This is a genomic window from Cryobacterium sp. Y82, from assembly GCF_002929495.1.
GTDB classification, from domain to species: Bacteria; Actinomycetota; Actinomycetes; order Actinomycetales; family Microbacteriaceae; genus Cryobacterium; species Cryobacterium serini.
In genome coordinates this window covers 56148-71995 of the sequence record NZ_PJJJ01000030.1, presented here as the reverse complement: position 1 = coordinate 71995, position 15848 = coordinate 56148, and the positions used below count along the sequence as shown (strand labels likewise).

At 61.9% G+C, this 15848-nt stretch carries 15 protein-coding genes and 1 tRNA gene; 9 read left to right on the top strand and 7 right to left on the bottom strand.

Features of this window, described 5'->3' with window-relative positions; translation table 11 throughout:
• Positions 1–211 precede the first annotated feature (211 nt).
• Positions 212–285 (bottom strand) — tRNA-Gly (locus tag CXY70_RS07370).
• Positions 286–356: 71 nt separating this feature from the next.
• On the opposite strand from CXY70_RS07370, the gene dcd reads away from it, so the two are divergent.
• Positions 357–938 carry a dCTP deaminase gene (gene dcd, locus CXY70_RS07365; protein ID WP_104191742.1) on the top strand — a complete coding sequence of 194 codons (582 nt, stop codon included), beginning with the start codon at positions 357–359 and terminating at the stop codon, positions 936–938.
• 76 nt (positions 939–1014) lie between these two features.
• The gene (locus CXY70_RS07360) at positions 1015–1536 is read left to right on the top strand and encodes a hypothetical protein (RefSeq protein ID WP_104191741.1); all 522 of its coding nucleotides are present in this window, start codon (positions 1015–1017) and stop codon (positions 1534–1536) included.
• 34 nt (positions 1537–1570) lie between these two features.
• Here CXY70_RS07360 and CXY70_RS07355 read toward each other — a convergent pair whose 3' ends face one another.
• From CXY70_RS07355 to CXY70_RS07345, 3 genes are all read right to left on the bottom strand, one after another.
• Positions 1571–2371, bottom strand: coding sequence for an isocitrate lyase/phosphoenolpyruvate mutase family protein (locus CXY70_RS07355; protein WP_104191740.1), 801 nt, complete (start codon positions 2369–2371; stop codon positions 1571–1573).
• A 119-nt stretch (positions 2372–2490) separates the two neighbouring features.
• Positions 2491–3240, bottom strand: a complete 750-nt coding sequence (locus CXY70_RS07350; protein WP_104191739.1) for an SDR family NAD(P)-dependent oxidoreductase — start codon at positions 3238–3240, stop codon at positions 2491–2493.
• On the bottom strand, positions 3233–4105 hold the full coding sequence (locus CXY70_RS07345) for a fumarylacetoacetate hydrolase family protein (protein ID WP_104191738.1): 873 nt from the start codon (positions 4103–4105) through the stop codon (positions 3233–3235). Before CXY70_RS07345 ends, CXY70_RS07350 begins: the two co-directional genes overlap by 8 nt.
• Positions 4106–4213: 108 nt before the next feature.
• Between CXY70_RS07345 and CXY70_RS07340 the strand changes: the two genes are divergently transcribed.
• From CXY70_RS07340 to CXY70_RS07325, 4 genes are read left to right on the top strand one after another with little or no spacing between them, the layout of a single operon-like run.
• On the top strand, positions 4214–5500 hold the full coding sequence (locus CXY70_RS07340; protein ID WP_104191737.1) for an enolase C-terminal domain-like protein: 1287 nt from the start codon (positions 4214–4216) through the stop codon (positions 5498–5500).
• The gene (locus tag CXY70_RS07335; RefSeq protein ID WP_104191736.1) at positions 5493–6449 is read left to right on the top strand and encodes an aldo/keto reductase; all 957 of its coding nucleotides are present in this window, start codon (positions 5493–5495) and stop codon (positions 6447–6449) included. Before CXY70_RS07340 ends, CXY70_RS07335 begins: the two co-directional genes overlap by 8 nt.
• On the top strand, positions 6446–7315 hold the full coding sequence (locus CXY70_RS07330; RefSeq protein WP_104191735.1) for an amidohydrolase: 870 nt from the start codon (positions 6446–6448) through the stop codon (positions 7313–7315). Before CXY70_RS07335 ends, CXY70_RS07330 begins: the two co-directional genes overlap by 4 nt.
• On the top strand, positions 7309–7722 hold the full coding sequence (locus CXY70_RS07325) for an RbsD/FucU family protein (RefSeq protein ID WP_104191734.1): 414 nt from the start codon (positions 7309–7311) through the stop codon (positions 7720–7722). The genes CXY70_RS07330 and CXY70_RS07325 overlap by 7 nt, the downstream gene beginning before the upstream one ends.
• 45 nt (positions 7723–7767) lie before the next feature.
• On the opposite strand, the gene CXY70_RS07320 is transcribed toward CXY70_RS07325, so the two are convergent.
• Positions 7768–8637, bottom strand: coding sequence for a sugar phosphate isomerase/epimerase (locus CXY70_RS07320; RefSeq protein WP_104191733.1), 870 nt, complete (start codon positions 8635–8637; stop codon positions 7768–7770).
• A 211-nt stretch (positions 8638–8848) separates the two neighbouring features.
• Here CXY70_RS07320 and CXY70_RS07315 point away from each other — a divergent pair, with 211 nt between their 5' ends.
• The 3 genes from CXY70_RS07315 to CXY70_RS07305 all read left to right on the top strand — a co-directional run bounded on the left by CXY70_RS07315 (position 8849) and on the right by CXY70_RS07305 (position 12535).
• Positions 8849–10360, top strand: a complete 1512-nt coding sequence (locus CXY70_RS07315; RefSeq protein ID WP_104191732.1) for a sugar ABC transporter ATP-binding protein — start codon at positions 8849–8851, stop codon at positions 10358–10360.
• A gap of 5 nt (positions 10361–10365) precedes the next feature.
• Positions 10366–11385: an ABC transporter permease gene (locus CXY70_RS07310; protein ID WP_174844560.1), complete on the top strand. Its 1020-nt coding sequence runs from the start codon at positions 10366–10368 to the stop codon at positions 11383–11385.
• 169 nt (positions 11386–11554) lie between these two features.
• The gene (locus CXY70_RS07305) at positions 11555–12535 is read left to right on the top strand and encodes an ABC transporter substrate-binding protein (protein ID WP_104191730.1); all 981 of its coding nucleotides are present in this window, start codon (positions 11555–11557) and stop codon (positions 12533–12535) included.
• Positions 12536–12631: 96 nt separating this feature from the next.
• Here the strand turns inward: CXY70_RS07305 and CXY70_RS07300 are convergent, their stop codons facing one another.
• Entirely contained in the window at positions 12632–14269 is a 1638-nt protein-coding gene (locus CXY70_RS07300) for a fucose isomerase (protein ID WP_104191729.1), read from the bottom strand.
• Positions 14266–15834, bottom strand: coding sequence for an FGGY-family carbohydrate kinase (locus CXY70_RS07295; RefSeq protein WP_104191728.1), 1569 nt, complete (start codon positions 15832–15834; stop codon positions 14266–14268). Before CXY70_RS07295 ends, CXY70_RS07300 begins: the two co-directional genes overlap by 4 nt.
• Positions 15835–15848 lie beyond the last annotated feature (14 nt).

Genomic DNA, 15848 nt, shown 5'->3' with positions numbered 1-15848 from the left:
CCGCGGCTGCGATACGCCCGAGCTACTCCGTAGATCGCGAAGATGGGTATGAGCTTCTAGCCGAAAACCAGAGCATTCCATCATTTGATTTTCATGTCCCGGTAATACCCATTCCAGCTGTCGGTTGCAACCCCTGTCCTGACGGTAAGCGCAAGAAAGAAGCTCGTGCTGTATGGAATGGGAGGACACTCACCGATACCTGAGAACACTCTGGAGCGGATGACGGGAATCGAACCCGCGCTATCAGCTTGGGAAGCTGAAGTTCTACCATTGAACTACATCCGCGTACCCGACCATAGATGAACAACAATCGGAACGGTGCCAGCATATCAACCCCGCGGCGCTAGGCTGGCACCGTGCTGCTCTCCGATCGCGATATCAAGGCTGAACTGAACGCTGGACGAATCGGTTTGGAGCCGCTGGACCCCGCGATGATCCAGCCATCGAGCATAGACGTGCGCCTCGACCGCCTATTTCGGCTGTTCGACAACCACAAGTACGCCTACATCGATCCGGCCGAGGACCAGCCAGAGCTGACCCACCTGATCGAGACCAAGCCCGACGAGCCGTTTATCCTGCACCCGGGCGAGTTTGTGCTCGGCGCCACCTACGAGCAGGTCACCCTGCCGGACGACGTGGCGGCTCGGCTCGAGGGTAAGAGCTCCCTTGGTCGTCTCGGACTGCTGACCCATTCCACGGCCGGCTTCATCGACCCCGGCTTCTCTGGCCACGTCACCCTCGAGCTCAGCAATGTCGCGACACTGCCGATCAAACTGTGGCCCGGAATGAAGATCGGCCAGCTGTGTTTCTTCCAACTCAGCTCTCCGGCTGAGAAACCCTACGGCTCCAGTGAATACGGCTCCCGGTACCAAGGCCAGCGCGGCCCGACTGCTTCGCGCTCGTTCCAAAACTTTCACTGCACCAGCATCGATCGCTGAGAGACCTGATCGGACGCCTGCGGGCCGAGCAAACGCAGTACGTCGAACGCGACCTCACGTCGGGTAAAATTCAGGTATGACCCCCATGCCGACCCGATTCGACGAAGCGCTCATCGCGCACGGCCCAACGCTGGAATACCCCGGACGCATGCACCGCTTCGGCCAGATGGTCGGATCCTGGGCCGCCAAAGGCTCCCGGCTCGATGAGACAACGGGCGAATGGATCGAGCGCGACTTCATCTGGATGGTCGAATTCATCCTTGACGGCCGGGCCGTTCAAGACGTCGAGATCGTCGCGAGCACGACGCATCCGTCTGGATTTGAAACCGTCGCCACGACGGTGCGCGTCTACGACCCGTTCGCTGGGGCCTGGCGCGTGAGCTACTTCGCCCCGGCGCTGGGTGAATACTGTCAGCTCGTTGCCACGCCGTACCGGCACGGCGTGCGGCAGGAAGGCACGCGCACCGACGGCCGTCCAATCCGGTGGAACTTCACCGCCATCACCCCCAACAGCTATAAATGGGAAGGTTGGGTCTCCGGCGACGAGGGCGCGACCTGGCAACTCGTTGCGCACAACGAGGCCACCCGCATCCGCTGAGAAACGGATGCTGATGGCCTCGATGCGTGGGCGGCTACAGGGCGAACTTGAACCCGAGGTCGTCGGGGTAGTCGCCAAGTGCGGTGAGGTTCGTGGCTGCGGCCTGCAATGCCGCGAGGGTCAGGGCGAGGGTGCCAGGGCCGAAGCTGACTCGGCTGATGCCGAGCTCGGCGAGGCGCCCGAGCGGAACGAGTCCGGGCGCGCCAATCACGGAGATTTTGCCGTTGACCTGCTCGATTGCGCGTGACACCTTGTCTTCGTCCGTGAGGCCGAGAAAGAAGATGACGTCGGCTCCGGCTCCGAGGTAGGCGTTGGCGCGGGCGACGGCTTCATCCCAGTTTCCGCCGCCGGCGAGGGTGTCGACGCGGGCGTTGATCACCAGAGGAATGCCGCTCTGGTCGGCTCCGGCCCGGGCGGCTGCCACGCGGGCGGTGGCGGTCTCGATGTCGAACTGCGGGGCCTTTGTCGCGCCGACGGAGTCCTCGATGTTGATGCCGACGATGCCGGATTCCTCGATCAGGCGACGCACGTTGCGAGTCACGCCAACGGCATCGGTTGCGTAGCCCTTCTCGAAGTCGGCCGAGACCGGAAGGTCGACGGCGCCGGCGATGATCGTGGCGGCGATGATGGCCTCGTCGAGCGAGAGTCCCTCGCCGTCTTGCAGGCCGCGTACGTTCGAGATGGAGTGGCTCGCCGTCGCGAGGGCTTTGACGCCGGGCGCGTCGGCCACGATCTTGGCGGTGATGGCATCCCACACGTTGGTCACGATGAGAGGCTCGCCCGGAACGTGCAGCGAGAGCAGGAGTTCGGCCTTTTGGAGCTGGGTAAGTGTCATGCATTCGAGTCTGACCGGCTTGCTCCCTGTAAGCGAGCGGACAGCCTTATTTCAGCGGATACTCAGGCAAAGGCCGGTGAGCGCCTAGCCGGCGACCCGGCGCTGGTTCGCCGCGACCGCTATTGGGCGCGCAACCGCAACTGCTGCATTCCGCCGTCGACTGCTAGCGAGATGCCCACGGTGGAACCGGAACGCGGGCTAGCCAGATACGCCACGGCGTCCGCGACTTCCTGAGCATCGACCAGACGGCCGTGTGGTTGCCGCGCGCTGAGCGCGGCCCGTTCCGCTTCGGGGTCGGTGGACTGTGCGAGCAGCCGGCCGATCCAGGGAGTGTCTGCGGTGCCGGGGCTCACGCAGTTCACCCGAATGCCGTTCCGGAGATGGTCGGCGGCCATCGCACGGGTAAGCGCCAGAACCGCTCCCTTGGATGCGCTGTATAAGGCCCGCTCGGGAAGTCCGGCGGTGGCCGCTATCGACGAAGTATTGACGATCGCTGCCGACGGGGACCGAAGCAGCCAGGGTAAGGCTGCGCGAGTGACGCGGGCAATGCCGATCACATTGATGCTGAGTACCCGCGCCCACTCCGCGTCGTCATTGTCTGCGATCGTTCCCTGCGCACCGATGCCGGCATTGTTGATGACGATGTCAATGCGTCCAAATTTCGCGGCCACTTTAGCGATCGCGGCATCAACTGATGCGGAATTAGCGATATCGGTCTGCACCGCGAAGTGAGTGACGGCAGCGTCGTGCGGGTTCAGATCGAGGACGGCAATTCGGGCGCCGCCGGCGTGCAGGCGGTCGGCGATCGCCGCGCCAATTCCGGATGCACCACCCGTGACGACAGCGACGAGGTTTTCGAACTCATGCATTCTGGTGCCTTTCAATGGAGGCCGGGACGAAGCTCTGGCGCTGGCGTCCGAGGCCGGCAATTTCGATTTCGCACGTGTCGCCTGCGGCCAGGTAGGGAAAACGTCCGGAGAGCGCCACTCCCTCCGGCGTGCCGGTGAGCACAAGGTCGCCGGGTTCCAGCGTCAGGTACTGGCTGAGATGCCAGATCACAAAGTCCACGCTGAAAATCTGGTCAGCGGTGCTCGAATTTTGTCTCGGTTCGCCGTTCACCCAGCTGCGTAAGGCGAGGTTCTGGTACTCCACCTCATCGGGAGTGACCAGCCAGGGACCGGTCGGGTTGAAACCCGGTGCGCACTTGCCCTTCGACCACTGTCCGCCTGAGACGTTCATTTGAAAATCACGCTCGGAGAGGTCGTTGGCCGCGACGAATCCTGCAATGTGACGGATGCTCTCGGCCGGGCTGGCCAGATAAGCGGCCCGTCGGCCGATCACCACGCCGAGCTCCACTTCCCAATCAGTTTTAGTGCTTGTTGGGGGGATCTCGACAGTGTCATTAGGACCCACCACGGTGTTGGGTGTTTTGAGGAACATGATCGGAATTTCGGGTGGGAGAGCGCCGGACTCTGCGGCGTGAGCGGCATAGTTCATACCGATGCAGATGACCGCGCTCGGCCGGGAAATGGGCGCGCCGATCCGCAGGGATTCGGCGTGCTCCAGTTTCGGTAGATCTCCGGCTAAGAGGGCGGCGCGGGCCGCTGCCGGGCCGCCGGTGGAGAGGAATTCCCCGTCGATGTCCGGAGCGATCGTCGACAGGTCGAAATAGGTGCCGTCGACCAGTACTGCGGGTTTTTCGTGGCCGATAGGGCCCAGTCGTGCAAACTTCATGCGCCAACTCTCGTCGATAAGTGTTCGGTGACTTCCGAATCAGGTTCTCGATTGACATTCTATACATCCGATGTTTAGGCTCAGGGTGCCAAACAAGGAGAAAATTCTGTGAGTATTATTCTCGCGCTGCACACCAGTGATATTCGATTTCCTACGTCGGCGTCGCTCGACGGCTCGGATGCGATGAATCCCGATCCGGACTACTCGGCTGCCTATGTGCGTATCGTGACCGATGCCGACGACGGCCTTGAGGGCCACGGGTTCGTCTTCACCATTGGTCGCGGCAACGACGTGCAGGTCGCGGCGATCAAAGCCTTAGCCGGGCAGGTAGTCGGTCGCAGTACAGAAGATCTGCTCGAGCACATGGGGGCTACCTGGCGCGAATTTGTCTGGGATTCGCAGCTGCGTTGGCTGGGCCCGGAAAAGGGCGTCATGCACATGGCTATCGGGGCTGTGGTGAACGCCTTGTGGGATCTCAAGGCGAAACGCGCCGGCCTGCCGCTGTGGCAGCTTCTTAGCCGGATGACGCCGGAGCAGCTGGTCGAGCTCGTCGATTTTCGCTATCTGACGGATGCGCTCAGTCCCGAAGACGCCTTGCGGATCCTGCGGGCCGCGGTACCGGGCCGCGCAAAACGTGAAGCTGAGCTGCTCGCTTCGGGATATCCCGCCTACACGACCACACCGGGCTGGCTGGGCTACAGCGACGACAAACTGGTGCGTTTGGCCACCGAAGCCGTCGACGAGGGCTTCGGCATGATCAAGCTCAAGGTGGGGGCAAACATCAACGATGACATCCGTCGGATGCGCCTGGCCCGAGCGACGGTCGGTCCGGATATTCTGATCGGCGTCGATGCGAACCAGCGCTGGGGCATTGCCGAAGCCATCGAGTGGATGTCGCGTCTGGCCGAATTCGATGTGGCATGGATTGAAGAACCCACGAGCCCCGACGATATTCTCGGGCATGCGGCGATTGCCCGCGGTGTGGCGCCGATACCCGTTGCGACGGGCGAACATATGGCCAATCGCATCATGTTCAAGCAGTTTTTGCAGGCCGACGCCCTTCAGGTGCTGCAGATTGATGCCACCCGCGTAGGCGGTGTCAATGAAAATATCACGATCCTGCTGCTGGCGGCTCAGTTCGGCGTGCGCGTCTGCCCCCACGCCGGCGGGGTCGGTCTCTGCGAGGCCGTGCAGCACCTGTCCATGTTCGATTTCGTCGCCGTCTCCGCGACCAGGGAAGGCCGGGTGATCGAATTCGTCGATCACCTGCACGAGCACTTCCTGACCCCCGTCGTGCTTGATCGCGGCGCGTACCGGGCTCCGACCATACCGGGTGCTGGTACCGAGATGCTCGCCACCAGCCGGGACGAGTATTCTTTTACCGCACATGAGTGAATTCATCCCGGGGCGCCTCGGCTACGGAGCTGCCAACGTCGGCAACCTGTATCGCGCGATGACGGATGCCGAGGCGCGCGACGTGCTCGACGCCGCCTGGAACAGCGGAATTCGCTACTTTGACACGGCTCCGCACTATGGGCTCGGCCTCTCTGAACGCCGCCTCGGCGAGTTTCTGGCGGACAAGCCGCGGAATGAATACGTCGTCTCAACCAAGGTCGGACGTCTGTTGCGACCGAATCCGCTCGGCGCGGGACAGCTCGATCTGGACCAAGATTTTGCGGTGCCGGCTGATCAGAAGCGGGTATGGGATTTCTCGCCCGACGGCATCCGCTCAAGCCTTGATGAGTCGTTGCGGCGCACCGGGCTGGACCGCTTCGACGTGGTCTACCTGCACGATCCAGAACGTCATGATCTGCAGGACGGCATCGACCGTGCTATTCCTGCCCTCGTCGGCCTGCGCGAAGCCGGCCTGGTCGATCGAATCGGAGTGGGATCGATGACCACGGCCGCTTTGCTAACGTGCGTTTACACCGGTTACCTCGACCTCGTGATGATCGCCGGCCGCTACACCCTGGCCGACCAGTCGGCGGTGCCCGAACTGGTGACGGCTTGCCGTGAACACAGAGTCGGCATTGTGAATGCCGCTGTGTTCAATTCCGGGCTTCTAGCTACGGACTTTCCCGGATCCGATGCTCGCTATGACTACGGCGCGGTTCCCGACGGGCTGCTGCACCGCGTGCAACGCATTGCCGCGCTGTGCCGGGAGGCCGGAGTCTCCTTGGCCGCCGCGGCGCTGCAGTACTCTCTGCGGGAACCCTTGGTTCGAACCGTCGTCGTCGGCGGAAGCAGCCCGCAGCAGATCCGCCAGAACGCGTCCCGGCTGCACGAAGTGATCCCGGCCGAACTCTGGCAGCGATTGATCGAGCAAGAACTCATCATGGCATGACCGGATCGGCCCTGCGCATCGACGGTCACCTGCACGTGTGGGACCTCGACGTGTCTGCCTATGACTGGCTCGGCTCGCAACACGGCCTTCTGAACGCGAGTTGGACGCCGCAACAGGCGGCGGTCGAACTGCAGGCTGCCGGCATGCACGGCGCCGTGTTGGTGCAGGCCGAAGATTCGTACGCTGACACGGCCTACCTGCTCGATGTTGCCACGCGCTACCGCTGGGTGCGCGGCGTCGTCGGCTGGGTGCCACTGGACGACCATCGTGCGAGCGCCGAGGCGCTCGCACGATGGAGCGAGCATTCGGCTTTCTGTGGCGTGCGCACCCTGCTCAACGATGACCCGCGCGAGGATTTTCTGGAGTTACCGGCCGTGCGGAACTCCCTGGCTGACGTCGCGGCGCGCGGGCTTCCGTTTGACCTGCACGATGCCTGGCCGCGTCACCTCGGCCAGGCCGAGCGCCTCGCGGGGGACCTTCCCGGGCTGACCCTCGTCGTCGACCACCTCGGCAAGCCGCCGCGGGCGTCGGACGCTTTCGAAGCCTGGCACCTGGCGCTTGCCCGCGTCGCCCGCCATCCCCACACCGTGGCGAAATTCTCCGGTCTGTGGAGCGTGAGCGGCCCGTACTCGATGGATGCGCTGCGCCGGGTGTGGGAGATCGCCCTCGATCTTTTCGGCCCGGACCGCCTCATGTACGGTGGCGATTGGCCCATCACCGAGCTCAACGGCGGCTACCAGCCCGCCTGGCAGGTCGTCGACGGACTTGCAGCCGAACTGAGCGAACCCGAACGCTCAAGCATTCTGGGCGGCACGGCCGCACGGATTTACCATCTGCCCCTTAACGATTGGACCTGGCCATGCTGAACGGAATCAACCCCCTCCTCACCGGAGAACTGCTCAACCACCTCGATGCCATGGGGCACTCGGACACGGTGCTCATCGTGGATGCCCATTTTCCGGCCGCACGCCTCGCCAACCGCCTGGTTGAACTTCCCGGTACGACGTCGCCGGAGGTGCTCGCGGCTATTCGCAGCGTACTGCCCCTCGATGATTCCCCCGCGGTGGACCTTATGACCTCAGCCGATGGCTCGGTGCTGCCGGTGCAGACCGAACTGCTTCGGGCCGCCCAGGTGGTGTCGGACGCGGCTCGGTTCGTCGACCGCTTCGATTTCTATCGTGACGCAGTCGACGCCTATGTGATCGTGCGCACCGGTGAAACGCGCACTTACGGCTGTGCCATTGTGCGCAAGGGCCTGGTCGGGATCGAATAGCCACGTACAGCGCCGCTCGCGCCGTGCGGTCGAATGCCTTCCGACCTAGTGCAGGGCGATCGACTGCACCGCCCGCAGCTGATTGCGGATGAACGTGTTGGCATGCGCGGCCAGGTCATCGGAGTCTTCCCACAGGTTGCGCCAAATACCCAGGGTGCGGCTCAGGTCACGATTTACGACGGACGAGGAGAACGACTCAAACACGACGGGTCCGTCGTACTCGATCCGGGCCAGACCGCGGAAGAACGATCCGAAATCAACCGTGCCGGAGCCCAGGTAGCCCCGGTGGCTTTCGCCGATGTGCACGTACCCGAGGCGATCCGCCACATCCAATACCGGGGAGAACAAATCGGACTCTTCGATATTCATGTGGTAGGTGTCGAGGTGCACGGACACGTTGTCGTGATCGATCTCATCGAGAAACCCCAGGGCCGCTCGCCCGGTGTTCATCACGTTCGTTTCGTACCGGTTCACCACTTCGAGTGACAAGTGGATGCCGAGCCCGGCCGCCCGAGACGCCAGGCGGTTGATTGCGGCCGCACTCGACGCCCGACCTGATGGAGTAACGGGGTTCATGTATTTCTGCATTGCGCTGTAGAGCACACCGCACAATCGCGTGCCGCCGAAAGCATGCACGATGTCCAGGCACTCCTCCAGCATCCGCTCACCGGCCGCGACGCACGCGGGATTCGCGCTCGTAAGGTCCGTTGATTGGCTGAGTCCCAGCGACGCCGTGGCGGCGAGGTCGTAGTCGGATAGTAGCCGACTCGCCAGCGCACGGTCGAAAGTCGCCGGATCCATCAGCGGAATTTCGATCAGGTCGAAACCCGCCTGCTTGGTCTTCTCGATCGCGAGAGTTAAGCCTGCCTGGTCAAAAGATCCTGTAAAGACGAGGGCGTGGGCACCGATTTGCATATGGACTTCTCTCTGAAAAATTTCCTCATCGAATTCTGATTTGCGAAAAAACCAACACCCTCGCACTATTGTTCCTGGCTGGTTTTAGATACATTATGATACAACTCAGGGTCAGTCGATTGTTTCGCAATTGGTCTGATCTTTGACGCAATATCTGTCATGATCGAGTTGCTCATGGTCCAGGTCCGTCCTCCGATGAAGTAGGTGATGTATGTCAAACCAGTTGTTGAGAGTCACCGGAATCAGCAAAAGCTTTCCGGGCGTTCAGGCGCTCAAAGACGTTCAGTTTGAACTCGATCGTGGGGAGGTCCTCGCGCTCGTCGGAGAGAACGGTGCCGGCAAGTCCAGCCTGATGAAAATCTTGTCCGGGATCTACACAAAGGACGAGGGCAGCATCTTCCTCGACGGGGTGGAGGTGAACATTGACAGCCCAAAGACCGCCCAGGCGCTTGGTGTCAGCATCATTCATCAGGAGATGAACCTGATGGCGCACCTCACAATTGCGCAAAACATCTTTATTGGACGTGAGCCGCGGGACGGATTGTTTTTGCGTGAGCGGGCGCTCAACCGCAAAGCGGACGAGTTGCTCAAGCGCCTCGGCATCAACCTGGACCCCAAGGCTCTCGTGGAAACGCTCACAGTCGCGAAGCAGCAGATGGTGGAGATCGCCAAGGCTTTGTCTTTCGACGCCAAGGTGCTCATTATGGACGAGCCCACATCGGCACTGACTGATGTGGAGACCGAAACGCTGTTCACGCTGATCGAAGCACTGAAGCGCTCGGGCACCGGCATCATCTATATCTCGCACCGCATGGACGAATTACGTCGGATCACCGATCGCGTCACTGTGCTGCGGGATGGTGAATACATCGGAACCTTGCAAAAAGAGCAACTGGATATTCCGACGATCATTGAGATGATGGTCGGTCGCCATATCGAAGAGGGTGCGCGGCCGAAGGCGCGCGAGCATTCGAGCGACGAGGTGGTGCTTAAGGTGGAGGGTCTAAATACCCGCCAGCTGCTGAAAGACATCTCCTTCGAACTCAAGCGTGGCGAGATTCTCGGTTTCGCCGGCATGATGGGTGCGGGGCGCACGGAGGTGGCCAGGGCCATTATCGGTGCCGACCTCTCGGAGGGCGGGCGCGTGCACATCAACGGCAAGCAGGTCAAGATCAGGCAGCCCTCAGATGCGGTTGCGCACGGAATTGGCTATCTCTCCGAGGACCGCAAAGCCTACGGTCTCCTGCTCGAGCAAGACGTGAACACCAACGTTTTGCTGGCCTCTCTGCGCGACTACACGGATGCCCTCGGCTTCGTGCACACCATGAAGGGCAAACAGAAGTCACGCGAATACGTCGCTTCTCTGCGAATCAAGACCCCTTCGATTTCGGCGACGACCAAGAACCTCTCAGGGGGTAACCAGCAAAAGGTCGTCATTGCCAAATGGCTTGCGCGGGACTGCGACATTCTGATCTTCGACGAGCCGACCAGAGGCATCGATGTCGGCGCCAAGGAGGAGATTTACAAGCTCCTGAACGATCTCGTGGCCGCCGGTAAATCGATCATCATGATCTCCTCCGAATTGCCGGAAGTGCTGCGTTTGTCGCACCGCATCGTAGTGATGGCGAATGGCCGTATCACCGGAATTCTCGACAACGAAGATGCCGATCAGGCAAAAATAATGGATTACGCCACCCGCATGGGTGACGAGAGAGAGTTGTGACGGCCATGAACGCTACCCCCGTAACTGACCAGACACGCGTTGGGGGAGGGGCCCCGGAACCACGTCGTTCGGCCAAAAGCTTTTTGCGCACCCAGATCCAGCAATCGCTCGCGTTTGCAACGCTCGTCGTTTTGCTGGTCTTCTTCTCGTTCGCGAGCAGCAACTTCTTTACCTGGAGCAACATCTCCGGCATCCTGCTCTCGACGGCCGTAATCGGAATCCTCGCCCTCGGTACGACCTTCGTGATCATCACGGGCGGGATCGACCTGTCGATCGGCACCGGTATGACGCTCGCGGCGGTCATGACCGGAATCTTCCTGGTCAATCTCGAGCTCCCGCTCATCGTCGGAGTGATCGGTGGAATCCTCACCGGTGGACTGATGGGTTTTGTAAATGGCTTCAACATCGCCATTCTGAGACTTCCGCCGTTCATCGCCACCCTTGCGATGATGCTTATCGCGCAGGGACTCGCGCTTGTCATCTCCGGAGTGCGCCCGATCTATTTCAGCGGCGTCGTCGGGTTCAAGAACATCGCGCTCGGGTCCGTCATCCCTGGCCTGCCGAACGCAGTGTTGATCTTGTTCGTGCTCGCACTGCTGGCCTATGTGCTGCTGAGTAAGACCTTGCTCGGGCGCTACACCTTTGCCATCGGCAGCAATGAAGAAGCAACTCGGTTGTCGGGCGTCGATACCCGCAAGTGGAAAATTGTGATCTACACGGTCGCTGGCCTGTTCACCGGTGTCGCCGGCGTCGTCATCGGCGCCCGACTGGACTCAGCCCAGCCGCAGTTGGGCACCGGCTATGAGCTGCAGGCCATCGCTGCCGTCATCATCGGCGGAACGTCGCTGTTGGGCGGTCGAGGATCGATCCTCGGTACCCTGATCGGTGCCCTCATCATGAGCGTGCTGATCAACGGGCTGCGGATCATGTCGATCCAAACCGAATGGCAGAACGTGGTCATCGGCGTCGTAATTCTGATCGCCGTATTTACTGATGCCCTGCGGCAACGTCGGGACGCGTCCTAGCGCTGACGCGTTCGCGGGACTGATTTTTGAAATCGGTTGCATCCGCGTGATTGCGCCAATGTAACGATCTTGTACCTGCCTGTACTTGAGCGGTATTCCAAGCACTAATTTCGCTAGCATTACGTGACAACTACGAAGTTGTCCGCCGAACAAACAATGGAGTTAATCGATGAAAAAGAAAGTTGTCTTTCTAGCCGCTGCGGCTGCGATCTCGCTCGCCCTGGCCGGTTGTTCGGCTGGCGGCTCAGACGCCGGTGACGCTGCTGCCGACAGTGACAAGCCGTATATCGCCCTGGTCTCCAAAGGCTTCCAGCACCAGTTCTGGCAGGCCGTAAAGAGTGGAGCGGAAAGCAAGGCCGAGGAGCTCGGTGTGACCGTCACCTTCGACGGACCGGCTTCCGAAACCGAGGTCGACAGCCAGCTGCAGATGCTGCAGGCCGCCATTGACAAGAAGCCGGACGCGATCGGCTATGCAGCACTTGACCCGGAAGCCTGCGTCTCTCTCATGGACGCGGCGAAGACAGCATCGATTCCCGTCGTGCAGTTCGACGCTGGCTGCAACAGTGACTACCCACTGAGTATCGCTAAAACCGATAGCCTCGGCGCCGGTGCGCTTGCTGCCGACCACATGGCTGAGCTGATCGGTGGAAAAGGTGAAGTAGCCATTGTCGGCCACAGCCAGATCAACTCCACCGGAGTTGAACGTCGCGACGGGTTCGTCGATCAGATTGAAGCCGAATACCCCGACATCACGATCGTCGACATCCAGTACGGCGACGGCGACCACCTCAAGTCGGCAGATATCGCCAAGGCCATGATCGCGGCGCATCCCGACCTGAAGGGTCTTTACGGCACCAACGAGGGCTCTGCCATCGGCATCGTCAACGCCGTCGGCGAGCTCGGACTGGACGCGGGCGAACTGACCGTGATCGGATTTGACTCCGGCCAGGCGCAAATCGATGCGATCACGAACGGCCTGATGGCTGGCGCGATCACGCAGAACCCCATCGGAATCGGCGAAGCAACGGTTCAGGCCGCCTTCGACGCCATTAACGGGAAGACTCCGGAAAAGGTCATTGACACCGGTTACTTCTGGTTCGACAAGACCAACATGGAAGACTCGGAAATAGCAGCAGTTCTCTACAAGTGACCCCGCGGCCGGGCCGTAACGGCCCGGCCGCATCACGATAGATACAAGGAAGCCCCCACCCGATCGGGTGGGGGCTTCCTTGTGTGGCGCGGGCTGCTAGGCGATCACGTCACCGCACAGGTGTACGAGAACTCCGAGCTCCTGGAACAAGGCGGCCTTAGCGACCAGCGCGCGGTCGGCGGTGTCGGCATCCGGCGCATAGACGACCTGCGCGTGGTTAGCCTTGTGCCGACCCATCAGCTGGTTGCGAGTGACGCCGTGCAAGACGGCGTTCATGATCGGCCACTGCGGATCGGTTGCGTCGAGGCGGCGCTGGGTCTCCGCGGCTGGCAGATCCGCGACGTGCCCCCGACCCAGGTCAACGTGGAGCACGCCGTCCATGATGAACACCCGTGACCAGACAATTTCACCGGGCCTGGAAATTCCACTGAGTGTTCCGCCGCCGAGGGGGAAGAACATCGGGGGCTGACGCATGCTGTAGCTCTTGTCATAGCCGCCGTTGTGGGAGGCCGGAACGGAACCGGAGATCTCGAAGACCCAGACGAACTCACCGTCGTATTCTTCACCCCAGCGCACATCGTGCAGGGTATTCGCCGGGTCGAGACCCATCGCAGTCCAGACCCGGTTGGTGATCAGAGCATCGACGGCGACGCCCTCATCCACCTCGTTGAAGTGGGGCAGCGCGAGGCCGGCATAAAGCTCCCGGCTGCCATCCCGCGAGAAGACGGGAGGACGTTCGACGTTATTGAGCAGACCCTCGGCGAGGTCGCTTGCGGGAACGAGGTCCTTGAGTCCCTGCTGATATTGGATTCCGACCGCATCAAGTCCGTAGTCATCCGAGATGCGCAGCGCAGCGATGTACATTTTGAACTGGCTGTGCACCTGGTCGGGGGTCAGTTCGGCAGCGTCGTCCTGGCCGAAGTGGAACGTAAATCCGGCGTCGTCCAGCCAAGTCTTGACCGTCTCGGCCTCCGCGTCGGTCACGCGCGCCATTTCGGCGAATAGGGCGCTCTGCGAGAGGCGTTCCTTGTAGATTCCGAGCGGGTTGAGCAGCTCGTCGTCAATGATCGCATTGTACATGCCCATGCAGCCTTCATCGAAGATCCCGATGATGGCTTGCTCCTGCTGCAACTGGTGCGCCAGCGCCACCCCGAGAACAACTTCGGGCTGGGCTGCATCCAGCACGGGAAGGTCACGCACGTGGCTTTCGTCGGGAACGATGCGGCCAGTTTGGAGCCAGGTGCGCAATTGCGCGACGGCCCATTCGTCGGTGAAGTCGGCACTCCACAGCGAAGAGTACGCGATACCGGCCTTGGTGAGGCTCGCCGTGAGATTGAGCAGGCCGACCAGGCCGGGGAAATCGCCGGCCCAGTTGGCCACGACGAGAATTGGTCCACGATGCGCTCGCAAACCGGCGAGTACGTGGTGGCTGTATTGCCAGACTGCCTCGACCACCACGATTGGGGCATCGCTCGGGATGGTCTTGAAGACCTCGATACCCATGCGTTGGCTGTCTATGAATCCATGGCCGCTTGCCGTATCGGCGGAGTGAGCGCGCTGCACCGACCAACCGATCCGATTCACCGCTGAACTGAAGTCTGCTTCGAGCTGTTCCTGTGTTGGCCAGCATTTGAGGTTCGCGGCCTGGCGGAGATCTCCGTTAGCGACGGTGAAAATTGTTCGTTCCGGCGCCGACGCCCGAACGAGTGGTGTGGGCAGGAGGTAGCTGGTCATGCGGGATTCGCTTTCTGATCGCTGGTGCTGGAAGGGGACGTACTGGTCTGGGTTGCGGCAGTCGCGGAGTTATTAAGTCGGCCGGCCCGAGCGGCGAGAGCATGGGAAATATCGCGGGTAGCCGGATACAGCTGGCGGTACAGCGAGTACAACTCGTTGTACTCGCCCGCCAGGGTCGGATTCGGTCTGCGCACTTCGGCCGGCGGATTCCAGGTGTCGATGTCGACTGTCGTGACGGCCAGTGCGGCGAGGAATGCGGCGCCATAGCTGGCTCCGATCAGCACACTGGGGATCACCTGCGGTAGTCCGGTGACGTCGCTGACGATCTGTGTCCACAGGTTTCCCTGGGCGCCGCCCCCGACCGCCACGATGCGCTCGATCGACCCACCGGCGTCCCGCATGGCCTCTATGTTGTGCCGCACGCCGAACGCGGTTGCTTCCAGGGCCGCGCGATACAGATCGCCGGCGGAATGCGAGACGGTGAGGCCGGCGATGACGCCGCGTGCCTGTGGATCTTGAATCGGTGTGCGTTCTCCGGCGAAGTAGGGCAGCATGAGTAACCCGCGCGCGCCGGGACCAGACGCTGCGGCCAGCGCGATGAGCTCTGGAAAATCACCGGCGCCGAGCAGGTCGCGCAGCCAGCCGGTGATCGCACCGGAGGTCGCCATTCCGCCCGCGAGGTTGTGCGTGCCGGGAAATGCGCCCACTGTTCCCCACAGCCCGACGGCCGTGATCGGTTCGGGTACCGTGTTGACCAGGAACATTGTGGTCCCGTACATGAGCATGAGGTCTCCGGCACGTTGCGCGCCGACGCTTACCGCCTCCGACCAAGCGTCGATCGTGCCGGCGATCACGGGAATGCCAGCTGGCAATCCCGTTTCGGCGGCAGCGGCAGCGGTGACCTGGCCAGCCACGTCGCCGGGCCAGCAGAGTGCGGGAAGTTCGATAGGGCCAATGATGGGCACCGCCCACGGTTCGTACCAGGAGTGCGAACCGGCATCGTAGAGCGGCGTGCACTGGCTGGCGGAGTGGTGGTCAAGCAGGTACGCCCCGGTCAGGTGCCAGGCCAGCCAGGAACTCGGCATGAACAGGCGGCGGGCGCGGGCGAAGATCTCGGGTTCGTTGTCGGCGAGCCAGGCCAATTTCGGCCCGACCGCCTGGGTGGAGAGCGCGGAGCCGCTGCGGGCCATGATCACGTCATCGCCGCCCAGTGCGAGCGTGAGATCCACGATTTGCCGGGTAGCCCTGGTGTCAACGCCGTAGAGGATGGCGGGGCGCAGGGGGAAGCCGGCCGCATCGGTGACCAGCACGCACGGGCCCATGCCGCTGACTCCCACCGCTACGATCACCGCGTCAGCGGCCGTGGCAGCTTCGGCCAGTTCGCGGGAGATGGCTACGAATTCGCTCCACCACAGCTCTGCGTCCATCTCGACCCAACCCTCTCGGGGTCGTGTGGGGTCGTGCGTGCGGCTGGCTGAACTCAGAACGGTTCCGTCGAGGGCGACGAGCACGCCCTTACTGCTTGACGTGCCAATATCTACTCCGATAATCGCGTCAGTACTCATGCGCTCAGCCTAAA